Here is a 20,011-nt window from a genome sequence, read left to right as displayed (position 1 = left end):
TTTCTTTTATAAATATTTTCGTAACACATCAGGGATAGCAATTGTACCATTTTCATTTTGGTAATTCTCCATTAAAGCAACTAAAGTTCTCCCAACGGCTAAAGATGAGCCATTTAAAGTATGCACCAATTCATTTTTTCCTTCTTTATTTTTATAGCGAATTTTTGCCCTTCTTGCTTGAAAATCTCCACAATTTGAAACAGAGCTAATTTCTCTATATCTATTTTGTCCTGCAAGCCACACTTCTAAGTCAATAGTCTTTGATGCGCTAAAACCTAAATCTCCTGTGCAAAGTACAACTTGTCTGTGTGCTAAACCTAAAGAGCTCAACAAATCACTTGCACATTCTAACATTTCATCAAAAACAGCTTCGCTTTGTTCAGGTTTTGTTATACTCACAAGCTCAACTTTTTCAAATTGGTGCTGTCGTATTATACCTTTTGTATCACGTCCAGCACTTCCAGCTTCTTTACGAAAACACGCACTATAACAAGTCATTTTAAGAGGCAAAATATCATTTTCAAGTATCTCTCCGCTATAAAGATTTGTTACAGGAATTTCAGAAGTGGAAATAAGATACAAATCCTCATCTTCTGCCTTATACACATCATCTTTGAATTTGGGAAATTGTCCTGTACCAAACATTGCAGTAGAATTGACCAAATAAGGTACATTAACAAGTTCAAAACCTCTTGCCCTATTAAAATCTATCATATACTGTATCAAGGCTCTATTGAGCAAAGCTCCTTCGTTTTTCAACACAGAAAAACGACTTCCTGAAATTTTCACCCCTCGTACAAAATCAAGCCATTGAAGTTTTTCATTAAGCTCAAAATGCTGCTTTGGTTTAAATGGAAATTGTGAAGGTGTAAGTACGTTTTTAACTACAACATTGTCATCTTCATCATTCCCAATAGGAACACTCTCATCTGGAATATTAGGTATCGAAAAAGCTAGATTTTCAAGCTCTTGTTCCAATTCTATAACTTTTTGGTTTTGAGCAAGAATTTTAACTTTATTTTCATCTAATCTTTTTTTTAATACCTCTTTTTCATTACTTTGAGAAAGTTCTTTGCTAAATTTATTTTGAAACGCTTGTAAATCTTCCAAAAGATTCTTTTCTTCTTTTAATTGCGTAAAAAGATCAGCCAATTTTTCAAGCAATTTTTTAGACACCTTTTTACTTTCAAGCTTTTTGGATACCTTATCAAAATCTTTTTGTAAATTTTTTAGATTAAGCATATCTATACTCCTATTTTTTCATAAATCTGCAGTATTTTAGCTTGGGCAATTTTTCGTGCTTTTTCACTTCCAAAACTCAAAATTTCTTTTAAAAACTGGGGTTTATTTAAAAATTCATTATATTTTTGCCTTGCTTCTTCAAAATATGCAAGAAAAATATCATAAAGATAATTTTTAAAATGCCCATAGCCTTCGCCACCTTTTTCATATCTGTGCTGAAGTTCTTGCTTGCCTCTCTCATCTAAAAAGAGTTCTGCTATATTGAAAACATTACATTTACGCCAATCTTTAGGCTGCTCAAGTGGAGTGCTGTCAGTTACTATTGATGCAACTTGTTTTTTGAGATCTTTTTCACTAGCAAAAATATCAAGAGTATTCTTATAAGATTTACTCATCTTTTGTCCATCAATACCTCGTATAAGCGAAATTTTCTCATTAATTCTAGCTTCAGGCAAAGTAAAAATCTCTCCCCACACATTATTAACTTTTAAAGCAATATCTCTTGCGATTTCAATATGCTGTATCTGATCTTTTCCAACAGGTACAACTTGTGCATCAAAAAGTAAAATATCAGCACTCATTAAAACAGGATAGGAAAAAAGTCCGTGTGAAGCATTAAAACCTTTAGCAATTTTATCCTTATAGCTATGAGCACGTTCAAGCAAGCCCATAGTCGTAAATTGAGATAAAATCCAATACAATTCCATTACTTCTTTTACATCGCTTTGAAGCCAAAAAACACTTTTATTTGGATCTATACCCAAACTTAAAAAAGCAGCAATAGCTTTGAGAGTATTTTGCTTTAAAAATTCACCATCTTGTGATGAAGTCATTGCGTGATAATTTGCAATAAAAAGAAACATTTCATTTTCATTTTGGGCTTCTACCATAGGTTTTATTGCTCCAAAATAATTTCCTACATGCAAATCCCCGCTTGGTTGGAGTCCGGTTAAAATTCTCACTCTATCGCCTCTTTCACTTCATCTACAAGCTGCTGTATAGTTTTTTCTTTAATATCTATCACCATACTTGCCTTTTTTTCATAAACTTGTACTCTCTCATTATATAATTTTTTTGCTTTATTTGTATCATTAAAAAGAGGTCTTTTGGCTATTTCTTGCAAACAAAGTCTCTCTTTAAGAGATTCAAAATCAGCCTTCAAATAGATACAAAAACCTATTTTTTCTAAATTCAAAGTATAGATAAATCCTCCACCTGTGGCTATACTTGCTCCTTGTATAGTGCTAAAAAAATTTGCCATTTTTTGCTCTTCTTTTCGAAAAAACTCCTCACCAAAATCACAAAAAAGAGTATGAATAGACTTCTGAAATTTTGCTTCAATTAAATCATCACTATCTAAAAATACAAGGTCAAGTTCCCTTGCAACCCTCCTTGCAAGAGTACTTTTTCCACATCCCATAAAACCTATAAAAACAACATTTTTAACCTTCATCTTTCTCTCCTTTCTTACGAGAAGAGAGAATTAAAGGTACTCCTTGAAGTTGAAAAACGGTGCGAAGTTTATTTTGTAAATACCTTTTATAACTAAAGTGTAAAGCTTTTGGTCTATTCATAATCAAAGCAATCTTAGGAGGTGAAAAATCATATTGAACAGCATAATAAATCTTCACTCCTTTTCCACGCTGATGTGGTAAAGGATGGGTCGTAAGAGCTTCTTGAATCAATTCATTAAGTTTTGCAGTAGGAATTTTTTGGATATAATTTTCAAAAACCTCCACAATTTTGTCTAAAAGCATAGGCACTCTTTTTCCGGTCAATGCACTTACACTTACAACTGGAGCATAAGCAAAAAATTTAAAACGGTCAAGCTTTAATTCTTTAAGAACTTTATCAAATTCATACAAACTTTTATCCCATTTATTTAATACTATAATAACACCCAAATAATGCTTTGCTATAAGTCCAGCTATGCGTTCATCAAGCTCATTAAATCCTTCATTTGAATCTAAAACCAAAAGAGCAATTTGGGCTTGTTCCAAAATCTTTTCAGTACGATTGAGAGCAAATTTTTCAAGTCCAACTATTTTGCCCCTTTTTCTAATTCCTGCTGTATCAACAAATTCTATAATTTTATCTCTATACAAGAGTGTTTCATTAACAGGATCTACGGTTGTTCCGGCAAATTCACTCACCACACTTCTTTGTTCTTTAACTAAAGCATTTAAAAGACTTGATTTACCCACATTCACTCGTCCAACTATACCAACTCGTATATGTTTTTCATCTGCATTATGAAAAGCAGTTTTTTGATTATATGAAAAATTGTTCTCAACTAATAAATCACTCTCTAGTAGTTTCTCTAGCCAAGAATACAATTCATCCAAGCCTGTATTATGTGTTACAGAAAGAGTAAAAAACTCTTTAACTCCAAAATTGACAAATTCCCAAGCCCTTTCTTCATCTTTTTTACTATCAATTTTATTAACGAGTAAAGCCATAGGTTTTTTTAATTTCTTGAGTGTATAAAAAAATTGTCTGTCTTCATCATTAGGAGCAAATTTTCCATCGACAATATAAAGCAAAATATCACTTTGCTTTGCCATTTTTAAAGTGTTTTTTTTAACAGCCTTAAACAATTCATTGCTTTCATCAAGTCCTCCACTATCGATAAGTAAGGCTTTCTTGTTTTGAATTTGTATTTCTTTTTTATTGCTATCTCTAGTTGTACCTGAAACTGTACTTGTGATGGCTATCCTTTGTCTTGCCATTCGGTTAAAAAGACTTGATTTGCCTACATTTGGTTTGCCTATAAGTAGTATGCTCTGCATTTATTTCCTCAAAGTTTAAAAAAACATTATATAAAATTTGGCTTAATATTAAACAAAAAAAGACTACAATAAAAAAAAAATTATAAAGGACATTCATAATGCTTAAAATCATCAGACAAAATCTCGGCGTGTATTTTATGATTTTAGCTTCTTTGGACTTTGCAATTATAGGAGCTTGTGCAAAAATTTTAAGCACAGAATTAAGCTCTATTGAAATTATGTTTTTTCGTAATCTTATAGGTGTTATTTTCATATTGTATTTATTAAAAAAAAGTAAGGTCCATAAAGAAGGGGGACATTTTTGGATTTTATTTTTTCGTGGTCTTGCAGGTACACTTTCACTCTATCTCTTCTTTTATAATGTTTCAAACATCACACTCGGAGGAGCTTTTGCCTTTCAAAAAATTTCACCTATTTTTGTTTCAATTCTTGCTTTTTTTCTTTTTAAAGAAAATATAGGTTTTAAGGGATTTTTTGGGATAATCCTTGCTTTTTGTGGTGTGCTTTTAATCATACAACCTTGGGCTAATGCCCTTTCACATTCTGGTTTTGATTTAAAAAATTCTCTTTTGGGTCTTTTAAGTGGTCTGCTAGCAGCTTTAGCCTATGTGAGTGTAAGAGGATTAAGAAAATTTTACGACTCAGAACAAATTGCTTTTTCTTTTGTCTTTTTTGGAGCAGTTTTGCCTCTGTTTTCTATGATAATAGCCCAATATTTTCCTTCTACAACAAACTTAGATTTTCTCTTCGCTCCTTTTGTTTTTCCAAGCCTACACGCTTGGTTTTTTATCGCTCTAATGGGTATCATAGGTGCTGTCTTTCAACTCCATATTACAAAAGCTTACAAAATGGCAAAACAAGCTGGAATTGTCGCTGGAATAAGTTATCTAGATGTAATTTTCTCACTTATCATTGGAATACTTTTAGGTGATAATTTACCAAGTGCTATGGTTTTTTTAGGTATAATGGGCATAATTTTGGGAGGGCTTCTCTTAACCATCACACAAAACAATTCTAGTGCTAAAAAAAATGAAGGACACAGATGAAAAAAACTATTCTCATAGCAGGGCCGTGCGTTATAGAAAACAAAGAACTCCTTTTTCAAGTAGCCCAATCTTTACAAGAATTTGCAAACAACAATGCTTTTGAGTTTTATTTCAAATCAAGCTTTGATAAAGCAAATCGAACAAGTATTACTTCTTTTAGGGGACCTGGTCTTGATGAGGGATTAAAAATTCTACAAAACATTAAAAATGAATTCGGTATGAAAATTCTCACTGATATTCACGAAAGCCATCAAGCACAACCTGTAAGCGAAGTTGCTGACGTGCTTCAAATTCCGGCTTTTTTATGCAGACAAACAGACTTACTTGTTGCAGCAGCTAAAACACAATCTAAAATTAATATTAAAAAAGGTCAGTTTCTATCTCCAAATGATATTCAATACAGCATAGCAAAAGTACTTCAAACCAAAGGTGTATATGAAACCGGCAAAGAAGTAGCAGAAAAAAATGGAGTTTTTGTAGCTGAAAGAGGCTCAAGTTTTGGATATGGAAATTTAGTGGTAGATATGCGTTCTTTAGTTATTATGCGTGAATTTGCCCCTGTTATTTTCGATGCCACACATAGTGTGCAAATGCCCGGAATGGCCGAAGGTAGTAGTAGCGGCAAAAGTGAATTTATAGAGCCCTTAGCAAGAGCTGCTGCTGCTACCGGTGTTGATGGTTTCTTTTTTGAAACACACATCAATCCTTCTCAAGCGCTATGTGATGGGAAAAATATGCTTACTTTAGAGAGATTAAAAGAATGCATAAAAACACTACAAAAAATTCAACAAATTACAGAATTATGAAAGGGAAATAATGAAAATCATTGAAGGAAAATTACACTTAAAAGGTGATGAAAAAATCGCTATTTTGAATGCAAGATTCAATCATATCATCACAGACAGACTTATTGAAGGAGCAAAAGACGCTTTTTTAAGACACGGAGGAAGAGAAGAAAATTTACATCTTATTCTTGTTCCGGGTGCTTTTGAATTGCCTTTTATTCTCAAAAAAGTACTTGAAAGTGAAAAATTTAATGCTGTGTGCTGCTTAGGAGCAGTTATTAGAGGTTCTACTCCTCATTTTGATTATGTTTCAGCCGAAACAACAAAGGGTATCGCAAACGTTAGTTTAGCACATAATACACCGGTAAGCTTTGGCGTACTTACCACAGATACAATAGAACAAGCTATAGAAAGAGCTGGAAGTAAAGCTGGAAATAAAGGCTTTGAAGCGATGGCAACTTTAATCGAAATCCTCAATGTAACCAAGCAACTTTAATTATGGCAACCAGACATCAAGTAAGACAAACTGTTATTTCTTTGCTTTATGCTTTAGAATTTAACGAAGAAAATTGTGAATTCATTGATGAGTTTTTAGAGCAAAAAAAAATACGCAATGAACAGAAAAAATTTACCTTAAGCCTCTATCGAGGAATTTATGAAAATATGAACCGCATTGATGAAACAATCAATTCACATTTAAATGAAAACAGCGTCGAAAAATTAGGACATTTAGAAAGGGCTGTATTGAGACTTGGAACTTATGAACTCCTTTTCACAGATACAAGCGATGCTATTATCATTAATGAGGCTGTTGAACTCGGAAAGGAATTGACAAATTCCCCTCAATTTATCAATGGTGTTTTAGATTCGCTTATAAAGGCTAAAAAATGAAGCTTTGTGTAGCCTTAGATCAAGCAAATGATGAAGAATGCTTAAAACTTGCATCTTCGTTGCAAGGCTTAGAATTATGGTTAAAAATAGGGCTAAGGGCTTACTTACGAACTGGACCTCAACTCATAGAAAAAGTGAGAAAAATAGATAATTTTAAGATTTTTTTAGATTTAAAAATTTACGATATTCCTAATACTATGGCAGATGCGTGCGAAGAGCTTGCCAAACTTGAAGTACAAATGATAAATTTGCATGCGAGTGCTGGCAAAAAAGCAATGGAATATGTAATGAAACGTCTCAATTCTTTGTCAAATCGTCCTTTAGTACTTGGAGTTTCAGCGCTTACAAGTTTTGATGAGAAACATTTTCAATCTGTCTATCACCAAAATATTAATCAAGCAGTCAAAACATTTTCAAAAATGGCTTATGAAAGTGGGCTTGATGGTATGGTATGTTCTGTTTTTGAAAGCATAATGGTAAAAAAATGTACCAATGAAAATTTCCTCACTCTTACACCGGGAATTCGTCCTTTTAATGAAGAGAATAACGATCAAAAAAGGGTTGCAAACTTAAATCTTGCAAAAGAAAATAAAAGTGATTTCTTAGTTATAGGACGTCCTATTTATGAAAATCCAAATCCCAGAGAATTATGCGAAAAAATCTTAAAAAATCTCAATTCATTCTAAAATTAGATGTTTATAAAATATTTTTTTATTTATTTTTCTATGATTTAATAGCATTATTTTTATTCAAGGAAGAATATGAAAACTACTCCGGAATTTTTATTTAAAAACAGAAGAAGTTTTATGAAACTTGGAGTTGGAGCTTTACTTAGCTCGACTTTAATTCATTCTAAACTCCAAGCACTTAACTTTAGAAGCGATACAAATAAAAACAAACTTGAAATCACTGATAAAGAATTAGCAACAAATTATGTAAATTTTTATGAATTTTCTACGGACAAAAAAAGAGCAGTTGCTCTTGCACAAAATTTTGACACAAGTAATTGGCAAATTGAAATTGAGGGAGAAGTAGAACAAAATATTCAGTTAAGTATGCAAGATTTACTTCATTTTCCTTTAGAAGAAAGAATATACCGCTTTCGTTGCGTTGAAACTTGGTCTATGGTAGTACCTTGGATAGGTTTTGAACTAAGACATTTAATTGAAAAAGTTAAACCCACAAGTCAAGCAAAATTTGTGAAATTTACCACTTTATTTGACAAGACACAATTTCCCGATCAAGATGCTTTTTTCCCAACTCTTAATTACCCTTACACTGAAGGATTAAGAATGGATGAAGCCTTACATCCTTTAACACTTATAGCAGTTGGAATGTATAAAAAACCTCTATTAGCACAAAATGGAGCACCGCTACGATTGGTTGTGCCTTGGAAATATGGCTTTAAAAGTATTAAATCTATAGTCAAAATTGAATTTGTTGATAAACAACCAATTAGCACTTGGCAAGACTACGCACCTAGAGAATACGGCTTTTATGCTAACGTCAATCCAAATGTTCATCATCCTCGTTGGTCACAAGCAAATGAAAGGGCTTTGGGAGAATTTTTTACCAAACCGACATTACTTTTTAATGGATATGAAAAAGAGGTTGAATCTTTATATACAAATATGGATTTAAAAGTGAATTTTTAATGCTTAAAAATCCTTATGATGATATAGCTTATTGTCTGTTTTATTTGAGTCTTATTTATAGCTTATACTGTGTTTTTCAAGCTTTTGATTTTGTCAAAGAAGCTTCTCTTTACACGGGCATCTTTTCTTTACTTTTTTTAAATTTAAGCCTTTTTTTCTCTTTATGGAGTTGTAAATGGAGTAAAAATTATCCTAAAATTTTAGGTTTTTGTGCATTTTTTTGGAGCATTTTGCATTTTGCAAATTATTTTGTTTTTACACAAAATATAAGTTTTTTAAGACTCACCCAAAGTATAAGCACAAGAACATTTGAAGCAAGCGGTTTTATAGCTTTTATAATAATGACCATACTTTTTATCAGCTCTTTTAAAACTTTTAGAAAAATTGAGAAAATACGCAAATTAAGTTATCTTTCATTGTTTCTTGGGAGTTATCATTATTTTTTATCAGCAAAGGTACCAATGTTTTGGCAATGGAGTGCTATAATTGTAGCAATTGGATACTGCACTTTTGGCTTTCTTAAACACCTCTTTATTACCAAAAAAATGAAAAATATTTGATATGGTGGAGACGAGGGGAATTGAACCCCTGTCCAAAAATAAGCCTATAAAGACCTCTACATACTTAGAAAAGATGAAAAATTCACAAAACCCAGCTCATCTTCCAAAACTACTTGATTTTGCTAAGACAAAGATTTCGTTTAAGATGTGTCAATTCTTAAACTACACTATCAAAGATAACTCAATTCCAAACTAGATAGCATTGCTTGAAATTAAGGCTCAACTGAACCTATGCTACTTTAGCGTAGGCAGGAGCAAATTTAACGTTGTTTGCGTTTAATTTTATTCAGGCTTTTTACGCTTTGCCCAAAGCGGTATGCCATCAAAACAGACCTACTCCTGTCGAAGCCAAATCGTCCCCTTACAAAGAAACAATGTTTGGAACATTAACAATTAAAGGATTAAAAGCAGCTAAAACAGAGGAATCATTTTCATAAGAACGGCAATATTTTTCAAACTGATCGCTCACTAAAAGCATCCAATCGGTAAATTCTTCACTTGCAGGACCTTCAAAACGTTTTGCCTGAATCATCATTTCCTCACAAAACACACAAAAATCAGTTATTTCATTCAAATGAAGTCTTCTGGCTGCCCAAGCTGTGTTATGTATTAAATTTTCTAGTTCATTAACAGCTTCTTTATATTTTAATGCATTTGCACCCAATTTAATAATTAAAGGTTCAAAACTATCACACATCTTTCTAAAAAACTCTAAAAATTTTTCCACATCATCAATGTCGTATTCACATTCTAATTGAGTTAAAATTCCCATATTTATGTTTATTCCATATAGTTTATTAGAGTATTGTACCAAATCTTGGCTACGAATCAATTTGTATTATAAACCATATTTTTTAAAATAAAAAATAAAGCTTTTTTCAAACTTTATAAAAATTAAACAAAAATTTAGCTAAAATTGTCCAATGGATAGGATAGTAGAAATAGAAAAATTTGCCTTCGATGAACAGTATGAAAGCTCCTTGCGACCTTCAAATTTTCAAGGCTATATAGGACAAGAAACTCTTAAAAAAAATTTGAATATTTTTATCAATGCAGCAAAAAAAAGGGGTGAATGCTTAGATCATATACTTTTTAGCGGTCCTGCTGGACTTGGCAAAACTACTTTAGCAAACATCATATCATATGAAATGGGAGCAAATATCAAAACAACAGCTGCACCAATGATAGAAAAAAGCGGTGATCTGGCAGCTATTTTAACAAATTTAAATGAGGCTGATGTATTATTTATCGATGAAATTCACCGACTCAGTCCTGCTATCGAAGAAGTACTATATCCTGCAATGGAAGATTTCCGACTTGATATTATCATAGGAAGCGGACCTGCTGCACAAACTATTAAAATCGATTTGCCAAAATTTACTCTCATTGGAGCAACTACTCGAGCTGGTATGCTTAGCAACCCTCTTAGAGACCGTTTTGGTATGCAGTTTCGTTTAGAATTTTATAAGGATGAAGAACTTGCTCTTATCTTACAAAAGGCAGCAAAAAAACTTGATAAAACTTGCGATGAACAAGCAGCATTAGAGATAGCAAAACGTTCACGTTCAACACCAAGAATCGCCTTGAGACTTTTAAAGAGAGTTCGTGATTTTGCAGATGTAAATGATGAAAAAAACATTACTCAAGCTAGGGCTTTACAAGCCTTAAATTCTCTTGGAGTAAATGAGCTTGGCTTTGATTCAATGGATTTAAAATATCTTGAGCTTTTAACAGCGGCTAAACAAAAGGCTGTAGGACTAGCAAGCATAGCTGCTGCTTTAAGCGAAGATGAAAACACAATAGAAGATGTAATTGAACCTTATCTACTTGCAAATGGTTACATAGAACGTACTGCGAAAGGACGTATTGCAAGTGAGAAGAGTTACCGTGTTTTAAAAATTGCTTATGAAAAAACCTTATTTGATGAATAAAATAAAAAAATTGGGAGTTAGAAAATCGTGAAAAATGGAAAATTCTTTTTTATAAGCTTTGTTTTAATTGTATTATGCTTATTGCTCTATCTTTTTAAAGATTTTTTACTTGTTATTTCCATCGCTATTTTGATGGCAGTTGCTACAGCAAATATCAATGCAAAATTCCTTCAGCTTACTCAAGGAAAAAAAGTGTTTGCAGCCAGTTTAACAACAGCTTGCATAGTACTTTTATTCTTCGCTCCATTTGTATATGGAGTTATAGAACTTTTTAAAACTTTAAAAAATTTTGATACTGTTCTTATTACTCAAACTATTGATTCGCTAAAGAATTACCAATTCACTTTACCCCAATCTCTTGCTTTTTTAGAACCTAAAATTAAAGAAATTCTAACAAGTCTTGATATTAATGATCTTTCAAGACAAATCTTAACATATGCCTCAAGCTTCACAAAATCGAGTGCTAAATTTTTTGTTGATATGGTTTTAATTTGTATATTCTATTTCTTTGTGAATCTCTATGGAACAGAACTTATTATTTATCTTAAATCGATAATTCCTATTGAAAAAAAAGAACTTGATGAAGTCTTAAGTGAGGTAGGGAATGTAATGGCTGTAGTTTTATACTCTATGGTTATCATTGCAATTTTTCAAGGGTTTTTGTTTGCTATTATTGTGATGATCTTCGGCTACAATGCTTTACTTATGGGTGTTATTTTTTCTATAAGCTCACTCATTCCTGCTGTAGGAGGAGCTTTGATTTATGTACCAGTAAGTTTATATGAATTTGCAACAAAAGGTTTGTATCCGGCTCTTTGGATTTTTGCCTATTCTTTCTTTGTCATTTCCTTTGTGGCTGATACTCTTATCAAACCTCTTATTATTAAATGGATTAACAAAAAACTTGTAAAAACTCCAACAAAAATTAACGAGCTGTTAATTTTTTTAGCAATGATAGCAGGAATTTCGAGTTTTGGCTTTTGGGGAATTATACTTGGACCTGCAATTTTAACTTTTTTCATCTCAACCATACGGTTATATATCATCTTAAAAGATAAAAATTTGATTTAATTAAAAAAATATTTTACCAATCACTATGAAATTATTTTTCAATATAATTTCAAAAAACCTTCAAAATATAGATTTAATATAGTTTAAAATATTCTTAAATTAAGTTAAAAATAAGTAAAAAAGGATTATAATTCTAGTTTTTAAAAAATTTTTGGCAAAGGCAATAAAACTATGACAAGAACAATAAAGCCCAATGAAATACAAAGAGAATGGATTGTTTTAGATGCGGAAAACAAACGTTTTGGTCGCCTTTTAACTGAAGTGGCAACTCTTTTAAGAGGTAAAAATAAAGCATATTGGACACCAAATATTGATTGTGGCGATTATGTAATCATTATCAACGCTTCCAAAGCTGTTTTTACAGGAGCAAATAAGGCTAATGATAAAATGTATCATAGACATTCTGGATATTTTGGTAGTGTCAAAAGTGAAAAATTTGGTGATTTACTTGAAAAGAATCCTGTGAAACTTTATAAACTAGCTGTTAGAGGCATGTTGCCTAAAACAAATTTAGGAAGAACGATGTTAAAAAAATTGAAAATCTACGCTGGCAGTGAACATCCACACACTGCACAAATTCCAAAAAAAGGAAAATAATAATGGCAACAACATACGCAACAGGTAAAAGAAAAACTGCTATTGCAAAGGTTTGGATAAAACCTGGAAGTGGCAAAATGAGTGTAAATGGTATGGACTTAAATACTTGGCTTGGAGGGCACGAAGCCATCAAACTTAAAGTCGTACAACCCTTGCTTGTAACAAAACAACAAGACCGCATAGATATAAAAGCCACGACTTTAGGGGGTGGTTATAGTGCTCAAGCAGAAGCATTAAGACACGGCATTTCCAAAGCTTTAGCAGCTATGGACACAGTTTTTAGAACTTCATTAAAACCTCAAGGACTTCTTACTCGCGACAGTAGAAGTGTTGAGCGTAAAAAATACGGACGCAGAAAAGCAAGAAGAAGTCCACAATTTTCTAAACGTTAAAGAAAGAATATATTTTTTTTATTTATGCTCTGGAATTTATATAAATCATATGCTACAATTTAGTTTGATTAAGATTTGTAATTTATTTGAAAGGTTTTCTATGAAAAAAATGCTTTTATGTTTAGGTTTAGCTAGTGTTTTATTTGCAACAGATGATAGTATTAAATTTGAGTTGACTCCAACTTTAAATTATAATCATCCCGAAGGTAACTTAAATATGCGAAATACTTTTTCTCCTGGTTTGAGACTTGGTTATCATTTTGATAATTTTTGGCTTGATCAACTCGAATTTGGTTTTGAATACTACAAAAAAATGAATTACACAGACAAACAAAAAACAAATATGATAAGGAATTATTTTACCGCTATTAAAGGGATTAATTTAGATGAGAAATTTTATTTTTATGGTTTAGCTGGTGTAGGTTATGAACACCTCTCTAAAGAACTTTATGAAAATAAAAGTGACGGGTTTGGACATTATGGAGTAGGTTTAAAATATAGATTTAGCGATTCGCTAGCTTTAAAACTTGAAACAAGAGATCAAATTTCCTTTAACAACGCTAATCATAATTGGGTTACAACTTTAGGAATGAGTTTTGGTTTAGGTAAAAAAGAGAGAAACACTTTTTTACCAAATCACACATCGCATCAAATCTGTCCACAAACACCTAAAGAAGGAGCTATTCTTGATGAAAACGGCTGTGAAAAAGTCATTAATTTAGAAGGACATTTTGATTTTGATCAAAGTACTCTCAATCCAACTTTCCAAGAAAATATAAAAGAAATTGCAAAAATTTTAGATGAAAACGATAGATACAACGCTGTCTTGGAAGGACATACTGACAATGTAGGATCAAAAACCTATAACCAAAAACTTTCTGAACGTCGTGCCACAAATGTTGCCAAAGAGTTAGAAAAATATGGAATATCAAACGAACGAATTCAAATTAAAGGTTATGGTGCAGAAAATCCTCGTTCTAACAATGCAACTAAAGAAGGTAGAGCTGATAACAGACGTGTGGAAGTGCATTTTGTCTTACAATAATCTTTCCATACAAACGGACATAAAATAAACAAATTATAAATGTTAAGCCTCTTTTAAGAGGTTTGTAGTAAATTTATAGTCATTAAAGTTATTAATAATTTAAGGGTCTCTAATGAGTAAAATTATGAAAACTATGGACGGCAATGAAGCTGCTGCTTATGCAGCATATGCTTTTACAGAAGTTGCAGGAATATATCCTATAACCCCTAGTTCTCCTATGGCCGACTATACTGATATGTGGGCGGCTTCAGGCAAAAAAAATTTATTTGGTGTACCAGTAAAACTAGTAGAAATGCAAAGCGAAGCAGGAGCAGCTGGAACAGTACATGGGTCGCTTCAGGCTGGAGCATTGACAACTACTTACACCTCTTCACAAGGACTTCTTCTTAAAATTCCTAATATGTATAAAATAGCAGGACAACTTCTTCCTTGTGTTATACACGTTGCAGCTCGCTCTCTGGCTTATCAAGCCTTATCTATTTTTGGCGATCATCAAGATATTTACGCTGCAAGACAAATTGGTTTTGCTATGCTCTGTTCTCATTCAGTACAAGAAACTATGGATTTAGCTGGTATAGCACATTTAGCTGCCATTAAAGGACGTGTGCCTTTTTTACATTTTTTTGATGGCTTTAGAACAAGCCACGAAATTCAAAAAATTGAACTCATAGATTATTCACATTTTGAGAAACTTCTAGACAAAAAAGCTGTGCTTAAATTCAGAAATTCATCTCTTAATCCAGAAAATCCCAAAACTCGAGGTACTGCACAAAATGATGATATTTATTTTCAAACAAGAGAATTAAACAATCGTTTTTATACAGCTTTACCTGATATAGTTAATGACTATATGAGTAAAATTTCTCATATTACAGGTAGGGAATATAAACCTTTTATCTATTATGGGCATAAAAAGCCTGATAAAATTGTTATCGCTATGGGCTCTGTAACGCAAACTCTTGAAGAAGTAGTTGATTATCTTAATGCTCAAGGTAAAAAAGTTGGAGTTATAAAAGTATATCTCTATCGCCCTTTCAGTCTAAAATATTTCTTTGATATTATGCCAAGCACAGTGAAAAAAATTGCTGTTTTGGATAGAACTAAAGAGCCGGGTAGTCTTGGAGAGCCGCTTTATATAGATATTAAATCTGCTTTTTATGGAAAAGAGCACACTCCTATTATCGTTGGTGGACGTTACGGACTTTCCTCAAAAGATGTAGATCCTGCTCAAATGCTAGCTGTTTTTAAAAACTTAGATTCTAAAAATCCAAAAGACGGTTTTACTGTTGGAATTGTTGATGATGTAACTCACACTTCTTTGAAAACAGGAGAAAAAATTTCACTTGGAGATGAAAGCACTGTGGAGTGCATTTTTTACGGACTTGGTGCAGACGGGACGGTTGGAGCAAATAAAAATTCTATTAAAATTATAGGAGATAATACAGAATACTATGCTCAAGCTTATTTTGCTTACGATTCTAAAAAATCCGGTGGTTATACAAAAAGCCATTTAAGATTTTCAAAAAAACCTATTCGTTCAACCTATCTTGTTTCTACACCGCATTTTGTTGCTTGTTCTGTTGCAGCATACTTGGAAATTTATGATGTTCTAGCAGGAATTCGTCAAGGTGGAACTTTTCTTTTAAATAGTATTTGGAATGCTCAAGAAACAGTGAGACAACTTCCCGTAAAAGTCAAAAAAATACTTGCTGAAAAACAAATCAATTTCTATATCATAAACGCTACAAAACTCGCTAGAGACATAGGATTAGGAAGTCGTACAAACACTATTATGCAATCTGCTTTTTTTAAACTTGCAAAAATAATCCCTTATGAAGACGCGCAAAGATATATGAAAGAACTCGCCTACAAATCTTACAGCAAAAAAGGCGATGCTATCGTTGAAATGAACTATAAAGCTATTGACGTTGGAGCCGATGGACTTGTCAAAATTGAAATTGATCCTTTATGGAAAGATTTAGAAGAAAAAGAAAAAGAACAAACAAACGCTTACAAAGGCACAGAATTTGTTGAGAGAATAGTTAAACCTATGAATGTAGCTTTAGGAGATACACTTCCTGTATCAGCTTTTTTAGGTTATGAAGATGGAAGTTTTGAACACGGCACAACAGAATACGAAAAAAGAGGGGTTGGAGTTATGGTGCCACGTTGGATAGAAGCTAACTGTATTCAATGTAATCAATGCGCCTCTGTATGCCCTCACGCCGTTATTCGTCCATTTTTAATAAACAGCGAAGAACTTGACAATGCTCCAAGAGGAGTAAAAGAACACAATTTAGAAGCTAAAGGCACAAAAGGAGAAAAATTGAATTTCAAAATTCAAGTATCTCCGCTTGATTGTACAGGTTGTGAGCTCTGTGTACACGAATGTCCTACAAAAGAAAAATCATTGGCTATGGTTCCACTTCAGGAGGAAATAGATTTTGGAGAACAAGAAAATGCTGATTACTTGTTTAAAGAAATTTCGTATAAAGATGATATTTTAAACAAAGAAAATGTCAAAGGAGCTCAATTTGCTCAACCACTTTTTGAATTCCACGGAGCTTGTCCTGGTTGTGGTGAAACACCTTATATTACTTTGATTACACGTTTATTTGGAGAAAGAATGATCATAGCAAACGCTACCGGTTGTAGCTCGATTTATGGAGGTTCTGCACCTTCAACTCCATACAGAAAAAGCATAAAAAATGGACACGGACCTGCTTGGGGAAATTCTTTATTTGAAGATAATGCTGAATTTGGACTTGGAATGAAAATAGCAACTGAAAATACAAGACACCGCATTGAAAATATTATGAATGAAAATATTTCTAAAGTGCCAAATGCTCTTTCAGCTTTATTTAAAGAATGGATAGCCAATAAGGATAAAGGAGCTGAGTCTATTGAAATAAAAAATAAAATGCTCCCTATTTTAGAACAGAATAAAAATATTAAAGCTGTATCTGATATTTTAAATTTAAAACAATTTTTAAGCAAAAAATCTCATTGGATTTTTGGAGGAGATGGTTGGGCTTATGATATAGGATATAGCGGACTTGATCATGTATTGGCAAGTGGAGAAAATGTTAATATTTTAGTGCTTGATACCGAAGTATATTCAAATACAGGTGGGCAAAGCTCAAAATCCTCAAGGACAGGTGCTGTAGCACAATTCGCTGCCGCTGGGAAACCTATACAAAAGAAAGATTTAGGACAGATTGCAATGACTTATGGTTATATTTTTGTAGCACAAGTTAATTCAACAGCTAACTATGCCCATTTAATCAAAACATTACTAGCAGCAGAAGCGTACAATGGTCCTTCTTTAGTTATTTGTTACTCACCTTGTATAGCACACGGTATCAAAGGTGGGCTCGGTTATTCTGGAGAACAAGGTGAGCTTGCTACAAAATGTGGCTATTGGCCTCTTTATACCTTTGACCCTCGTCTCGAAGAACAAGGAAAAAATCCTCTTAGCATAGTTTCAAGAGAGCCTAATTGGGAACTGTATGAACAATTTTTAATGAATGAGGTGCGTTACAGCTCTTTAAAAAAAGCAAATCCGAATCATGCTAAAGAACTCTTCGAGCGCAATAAAAAAGATGCTCAACGTCGTTACAGACAGCTTAAACGCATTGCTATTGCTGATTTTAGCGATGAAATTGAAGGTCTTAATTGAAAAAATTTCTTTGTGTAGTACTATGTTGTAATAGCTTACTCGCACAAGATACTTTTGAAAAATACTTTCAATTAAAAGAAGAGCAAAATCTTCAAATTCAAACACATAAGCTTGAAAATCCTTTTCTTAATTATAATTTTGTCGCAATTCAAAAACTTACAATCCAAGCTTTAATGCTTGGGAAAGTAAAGATTAATGACAAATGGTACAAACAAGGCGATACAATTCACCAAGCTCAAATTACCAAAATCGATACTAAGGAAGTTACACTCAATTATGATAAAATTCCTATAATACTATACTTTAAAAGCGATGATAAAATTTCTATTCATTAGCTTTTATTTGTGCGCTGAAATTCTTTATGCTATTGACTGCCAAAACAAGCTTTTTGATATTCACAGTATTTCAGAAAAATTAAGCATAGAAGAAAGCCTTAATGAACTTGCAAACTACTGCTCTTTTAGTATAGTTGTCAAAGATAAATTTGCTAAAGAAAAACTCGGTCAAAATCAGCACAGCATTCATATACAACAAGCAAGTCTTGATGAAATTTTTAAATTCTTTCTTAATGAAAACAATCTCTATTATAAATTTGATGGTAAAATTTTAAAAATTTCAGCTCTTGAAACAAAAATTTTTAAGATGAGTTACATCACTTCTATACGCGAAGGACAAAGCATTACAAAAGCTTCAGTAGATGCTAAACCCAAACAGACTGATTACAGTATCAGTGATGACATCGAAGACAATATGATTAAGAGTATGGAAAAATTTGACTTTTGGCAAAATATAGAAAAAGAGCTCATTGCACTTTTAAATTCTTCTGCTGAAGAATACGAGGCTAAAGCTCCAATTATCAATCCAAATGCCGGTATCATCATTGCTACTGGAACACACTCTCAACTTTCAAGAGTGAAAAACTATCTACAAAAACTTGAAACTCGATTGAAAAAACAAGTCATTATTGATGTAAATATACTTGCTGTAAGTCTCAATAAAAGCCATTCAAGTGGGATTAATTGGCAGAATTTGACACTACTATCTCATTCGCAAAACCAAGATGGTGGCGATTCTTTTATTGAATTACAAAATGGAAAAACTTTTATAAAAAACTTAGGTTTTAGAGCAAATTTAAATTTTAATTCTCTACTTAATTTTCTTTCTGAAAGTGGAAAGACTAATGTTTTATCAAGTCCAAAACTTATGGCTTTAAATAACCAACAAGCTATTATTTCAGTTGGTGATACTATCAACTATCAAGTTAAAGAAAGTTCTAAAGGTACGGAAAATGGGTCGGTCGTAAGTGAAAGTTTTACAAATTATTCTATTTTTGTCGGTATATTATTAAATATACTACCAGAAATATCAGATGATAATAAAATTATGTTAAGAATTAGCCCTAGTTTAAGCGATTTTAAATACCCAGAAGACAACAAAAAACAAAAGGAAGCAAGAACCATAGCCCCAGATACTGTGCAAAAAAAGCTTTCAACAGTGGTACAAATGGAAAACAATCAAACGCTTATCTTAGGAGGACTCATCTCTCATAATAAAACTCAAAATGAAAGTTCTGTTAATTTTCTCTCCAAAATTCCTCTTTTAGGGATTCTATTTAAAGGTGATGAACAAAATTCAAATGCAACAGAAATTGTCTTTATCATCACTCCAAGCATAGTAGATACAACAAATTCTCCAAGTCTCAAAGACTTAGGATTTAAACTATGAATGAAATTGTCAAACTCAGGGAACACATTTTTACTAAAATAAACGAACTTTTAAAGCACAAAGCCTTAATTTTCCTTTGGGGTAAGAGCGGAAGTGGAAAAAGCATTTTACTTCAAAGACTAGCAAAACAACACAAAGCTGTACTTATCAACGAAATTTTTACAAATGAGCAAGATCTCAAACTCTGCATTGAAAAGGCGAAAGAACAGGGGATCAATATTATCCTACTTGATGAAGTTGGGATGTATAAGCACCCTTTGTTTGAATATATACGAATTTATAGCGATACTTTAAGCTTCGTTTTAAGCTCCCATAAGAAGATAGCTCTTTTTAAAAAAGAACATTTTAAAAGTCGTTTTCAAGCCCAAATCGAACTTAAAAATTTAAATGAGACAGAACTTAAAGAGTATATAAAAGAAAAATTTATGCTCGAACTTTCACACAATAATCTTTCTTTTTTAATGAAAATTTCCAAAGGTAATCTAAGAAATATAGATAAAACTCTTAAAAGTTTTCTAGAGCTTTCTAACTATTTTCAAGGAAATAAAAATAAAAAATATATATTCAAACTCAGTGCCTTAGAAAATGATTTATTGAGGTAAA

At 32.3% G+C, this 20,011-nt stretch carries 21 protein-coding genes and 1 other RNA gene; 16 read left to right on the top strand and 6 right to left on the bottom strand.

The features are described 5' to 3' along the window. Positions 1–6: 6 nt before the first annotated feature. From serS to der, 4 genes are read right to left on the bottom strand one after another with little or no spacing between them, the layout of a single operon-like run. Positions 7–1,242, bottom strand: a complete 1,236-nt coding sequence (gene serS, locus OQH62_RS05245; protein WP_266014809.1) for a serine--tRNA ligase — start codon at positions 1,240–1,242, stop codon at positions 7–9. Between the two features lie 2 nt (positions 1,243–1,244). After that, on the bottom strand, positions 1,245–2,204 hold the full coding sequence (gene trpS, locus OQH62_RS05240) for a tryptophan--tRNA ligase (protein WP_266014806.1): 960 nt from the start codon (positions 2,202–2,204) through the stop codon (positions 1,245–1,247). Next, positions 2,201–2,695: a shikimate kinase gene (locus tag OQH62_RS05235; protein WP_266014803.1), complete on the bottom strand. Its 495-nt coding sequence runs from the start codon at positions 2,693–2,695 to the stop codon at positions 2,201–2,203. Before OQH62_RS05235 ends, trpS begins: the two co-directional genes overlap by 4 nt. After that, positions 2,685–4,031 (bottom strand): ribosome biogenesis GTPase Der, encoded by a 1,347-nt coding sequence (gene der / locus OQH62_RS05230; RefSeq protein ID WP_266014799.1) that lies wholly within the window; start codon positions 4,029–4,031, stop codon positions 2,685–2,687. The genes OQH62_RS05235 and der overlap by 11 nt, the downstream gene beginning before the upstream one ends. 98 nt (positions 4,032–4,129) lie before the next feature. On the opposite strand from der, the gene OQH62_RS05225 reads away from it, so the two are divergent. The 7 genes from OQH62_RS05225 (at position 4,130) to OQH62_RS05195 (ending at position 8,968) form a co-directional block, all read left to right on the top strand. Next, positions 4,130–5,077, top strand: a complete 948-nt coding sequence (locus OQH62_RS05225; protein WP_266014796.1) for a DMT family transporter — start codon at positions 4,130–4,132, stop codon at positions 5,075–5,077. After that, a complete protein-coding gene (kdsA, locus tag OQH62_RS05220; RefSeq protein WP_266014793.1) occupies positions 5,074–5,883 on the top strand; it encodes a 3-deoxy-8-phosphooctulonate synthase in 810 nt (269 codons plus the stop codon). Before OQH62_RS05225 ends, kdsA begins: the two co-directional genes overlap by 4 nt. A gap of 10 nt (positions 5,884–5,893) precedes the next feature. Beyond that, positions 5,894–6,358 carry a 6,7-dimethyl-8-ribityllumazine synthase gene (ribH, locus tag OQH62_RS05215; protein ID WP_266014790.1) on the top strand — a complete coding sequence of 155 codons (465 nt, stop codon included), beginning with the start codon at positions 5,894–5,896 and terminating at the stop codon, positions 6,356–6,358. 2 nt (positions 6,359–6,360) lie between these two features. After that, a complete protein-coding gene (gene nusB, locus OQH62_RS05210; RefSeq protein ID WP_266014787.1) occupies positions 6,361–6,753 on the top strand; it encodes a transcription antitermination factor NusB in 393 nt (130 codons plus the stop codon). Continuing rightward, positions 6,750–7,439, top strand: a complete 690-nt coding sequence (gene pyrF, locus OQH62_RS05205) for an orotidine-5'-phosphate decarboxylase (RefSeq protein WP_266014785.1) — start codon at positions 6,750–6,752, stop codon at positions 7,437–7,439. Before nusB ends, pyrF begins: the two co-directional genes overlap by 4 nt. Positions 7,440–7,514: 75 nt before the next feature. Continuing rightward, positions 7,515–8,408 (top strand): protein-methionine-sulfoxide reductase catalytic subunit MsrP, encoded by an 894-nt coding sequence (gene msrP / locus OQH62_RS05200; RefSeq protein ID WP_266014783.1) that lies wholly within the window; start codon positions 7,515–7,517, stop codon positions 8,406–8,408. After that, positions 8,408–8,968, top strand: coding sequence for a ferric reductase-like transmembrane domain-containing protein (locus OQH62_RS05195; RefSeq protein WP_266014781.1), 561 nt, complete (start codon positions 8,408–8,410; stop codon positions 8,966–8,968). The genes msrP and OQH62_RS05195 overlap by 1 nt, the downstream gene beginning before the upstream one ends. A 2-nt stretch (positions 8,969–8,970) precedes the next feature. Here the strand turns inward: OQH62_RS05195 and ssrA are convergent. Together ssrA and OQH62_RS05185 are read right to left on the bottom strand one after the other, a co-directional pair. After that, positions 8,971–9,329: a transfer-messenger RNA gene (gene ssrA / locus OQH62_RS05190) on the bottom strand. Further along, entirely contained in the window at positions 9,330–9,740 is a 411-nt protein-coding gene (locus OQH62_RS05185) for a histidine phosphotransferase (RefSeq protein WP_266014778.1), read from the bottom strand. It lies immediately after the preceding tmRNA gene. 151 nt (positions 9,741–9,891) lie between these two features. Here OQH62_RS05185 and ruvB point away from each other — a divergent pair, with 151 nt between their 5' ends. The 9 genes from ruvB (at position 9,892) to OQH62_RS05140 (ending at position 20,010) form a co-directional block, all read left to right on the top strand. Continuing rightward, on the top strand, positions 9,892–10,899 hold the full coding sequence (gene ruvB / locus OQH62_RS05180; protein ID WP_266014775.1) for a Holliday junction branch migration DNA helicase RuvB: 1,008 nt from the start codon (positions 9,892–9,894) through the stop codon (positions 10,897–10,899). 27 nt (positions 10,900–10,926) lie between these two features. Continuing rightward, positions 10,927–11,970, top strand: a complete 1,044-nt coding sequence (locus OQH62_RS05175; RefSeq protein ID WP_266014772.1) for an AI-2E family transporter — start codon at positions 10,927–10,929, stop codon at positions 11,968–11,970. 171 nt (positions 11,971–12,141) lie between these two features. Next, positions 12,142–12,567 carry a 50S ribosomal protein L13 gene (gene rplM, locus OQH62_RS05170; RefSeq protein WP_266014769.1) on the top strand — a complete coding sequence of 142 codons (426 nt, stop codon included), beginning with the start codon at positions 12,142–12,144 and terminating at the stop codon, positions 12,565–12,567. Positions 12,568–12,569: 2 nt separating this feature from the next. Beyond that, positions 12,570–12,959 (top strand): 30S ribosomal protein S9, encoded by a 390-nt coding sequence (gene rpsI / locus OQH62_RS05165; RefSeq protein WP_266014766.1) that lies wholly within the window; start codon positions 12,570–12,572, stop codon positions 12,957–12,959. Positions 12,960–13,059: 100 nt separating this feature from the next. After that, the gene (locus OQH62_RS05160; RefSeq protein WP_266014762.1) at positions 13,060–14,004 is read left to right on the top strand and encodes an OmpA family protein; all 945 of its coding nucleotides are present in this window, start codon (positions 13,060–13,062) and stop codon (positions 14,002–14,004) included. Between the two features lie 112 nt (positions 14,005–14,116). Next, positions 14,117–17,683, top strand: a complete 3,567-nt coding sequence (gene nifJ / locus OQH62_RS05155) for a pyruvate:ferredoxin (flavodoxin) oxidoreductase (protein WP_266014759.1) — start codon at positions 14,117–14,119, stop codon at positions 17,681–17,683. Continuing rightward, positions 17,680–18,018 carry a transformation system protein gene (locus OQH62_RS05150; RefSeq protein ID WP_266014757.1) on the top strand — a complete coding sequence of 113 codons (339 nt, stop codon included), beginning with the start codon at positions 17,680–17,682 and terminating at the stop codon, positions 18,016–18,018. The genes nifJ and OQH62_RS05150 overlap by 4 nt, the downstream gene beginning before the upstream one ends. Continuing rightward, on the top strand, positions 17,996–19,408 hold the full coding sequence (gene mshL / locus OQH62_RS05145; protein ID WP_266014755.1) for a pilus (MSHA type) biogenesis protein MshL: 1,413 nt from the start codon (positions 17,996–17,998) through the stop codon (positions 19,406–19,408). The genes OQH62_RS05150 and mshL overlap by 23 nt, the downstream gene beginning before the upstream one ends. Next, positions 19,405–20,010: an ATP-binding protein gene (locus OQH62_RS05140; protein ID WP_266014753.1), complete on the top strand. Its 606-nt coding sequence runs from the start codon at positions 19,405–19,407 to the stop codon at positions 20,008–20,010. The genes mshL and OQH62_RS05140 overlap by 4 nt, the downstream gene beginning before the upstream one ends. Position 20,011 lies beyond the last annotated feature (1 nt).

This window comes from Campylobacter sp. MIT 21-1684 (assembly GCF_026241315.1).
Lineage (GTDB): Bacteria > Campylobacterota > Campylobacteria > Campylobacterales > Campylobacteraceae > Campylobacter_D.
This window is presented reverse-complemented; position numbering and strand designations above follow the sequence as displayed.

Bases quoted from the DNA above. Each gene is read 5' to 3' on its own strand.
- OQH62_RS05235 (WP_266014803.1), bottom strand. From the start codon at position 2,695: ATGAAGGTTAAAAATGTTGTTTTTATAGGTTTTATGGGATGTGGAAAA.
- OQH62_RS05140 (WP_266014753.1), top strand. From the start codon at position 19,405: ATGAATGAAATTGTCAAACTCAGGGAACACATTTTTACTAAAATAAAC.
- kdsA (WP_266014793.1), top strand. From the start codon at position 5,074: ATGAAAAAAACTATTCTCATAGCAGGGCCGTGCGTTATAGAAAACAAA.
- OQH62_RS05195 (WP_266014781.1), top strand. From the start codon at position 8,408: ATGCTTAAAAATCCTTATGATGATATAGCTTATTGTCTGTTTTATTTG.
- OQH62_RS05185 (WP_266014778.1), bottom strand. From the start codon at position 9,740: ATGGGAATTTTAACTCAATTAGAATGTGAATACGACATTGATGATGTG.
- der (WP_266014799.1), bottom strand. From the start codon at position 4,031: ATGCAGAGCATACTACTTATAGGCAAACCAAATGTAGGCAAATCAAGT.
- mshL (WP_266014755.1), top strand. From the start codon at position 17,996: ATGATAAAATTTCTATTCATTAGCTTTTATTTGTGCGCTGAAATTCTT.
- rpsI (WP_266014766.1), top strand. From the start codon at position 12,570: ATGGCAACAACATACGCAACAGGTAAAAGAAAAACTGCTATTGCAAAG.
- OQH62_RS05225 (WP_266014796.1), top strand. From the start codon at position 4,130: ATGCTTAAAATCATCAGACAAAATCTCGGCGTGTATTTTATGATTTTA.
- pyrF (WP_266014785.1), top strand. From the start codon at position 6,750: ATGAAGCTTTGTGTAGCCTTAGATCAAGCAAATGATGAAGAATGCTTA.
- OQH62_RS05160 (WP_266014762.1), top strand. From the start codon at position 13,060: ATGAAAAAAATGCTTTTATGTTTAGGTTTAGCTAGTGTTTTATTTGCA.
- nifJ (WP_266014759.1), top strand. From the start codon at position 14,117: ATGAGTAAAATTATGAAAACTATGGACGGCAATGAAGCTGCTGCTTAT.
- ribH (WP_266014790.1), top strand. From the start codon at position 5,894: ATGAAAATCATTGAAGGAAAATTACACTTAAAAGGTGATGAAAAAATC.
- serS (WP_266014809.1), bottom strand. From the start codon at position 1,242: ATGCTTAATCTAAAAAATTTACAAAAAGATTTTGATAAGGTATCCAAA.
- rplM (WP_266014769.1), top strand. From the start codon at position 12,142: ATGACAAGAACAATAAAGCCCAATGAAATACAAAGAGAATGGATTGTT.
- ruvB (WP_266014775.1), top strand. From the start codon at position 9,892: ATGGATAGGATAGTAGAAATAGAAAAATTTGCCTTCGATGAACAGTAT.
- msrP (WP_266014783.1), top strand. From the start codon at position 7,515: ATGAAAACTACTCCGGAATTTTTATTTAAAAACAGAAGAAGTTTTATG.
- nusB (WP_266014787.1), top strand. From the start codon at position 6,361: ATGGCAACCAGACATCAAGTAAGACAAACTGTTATTTCTTTGCTTTAT.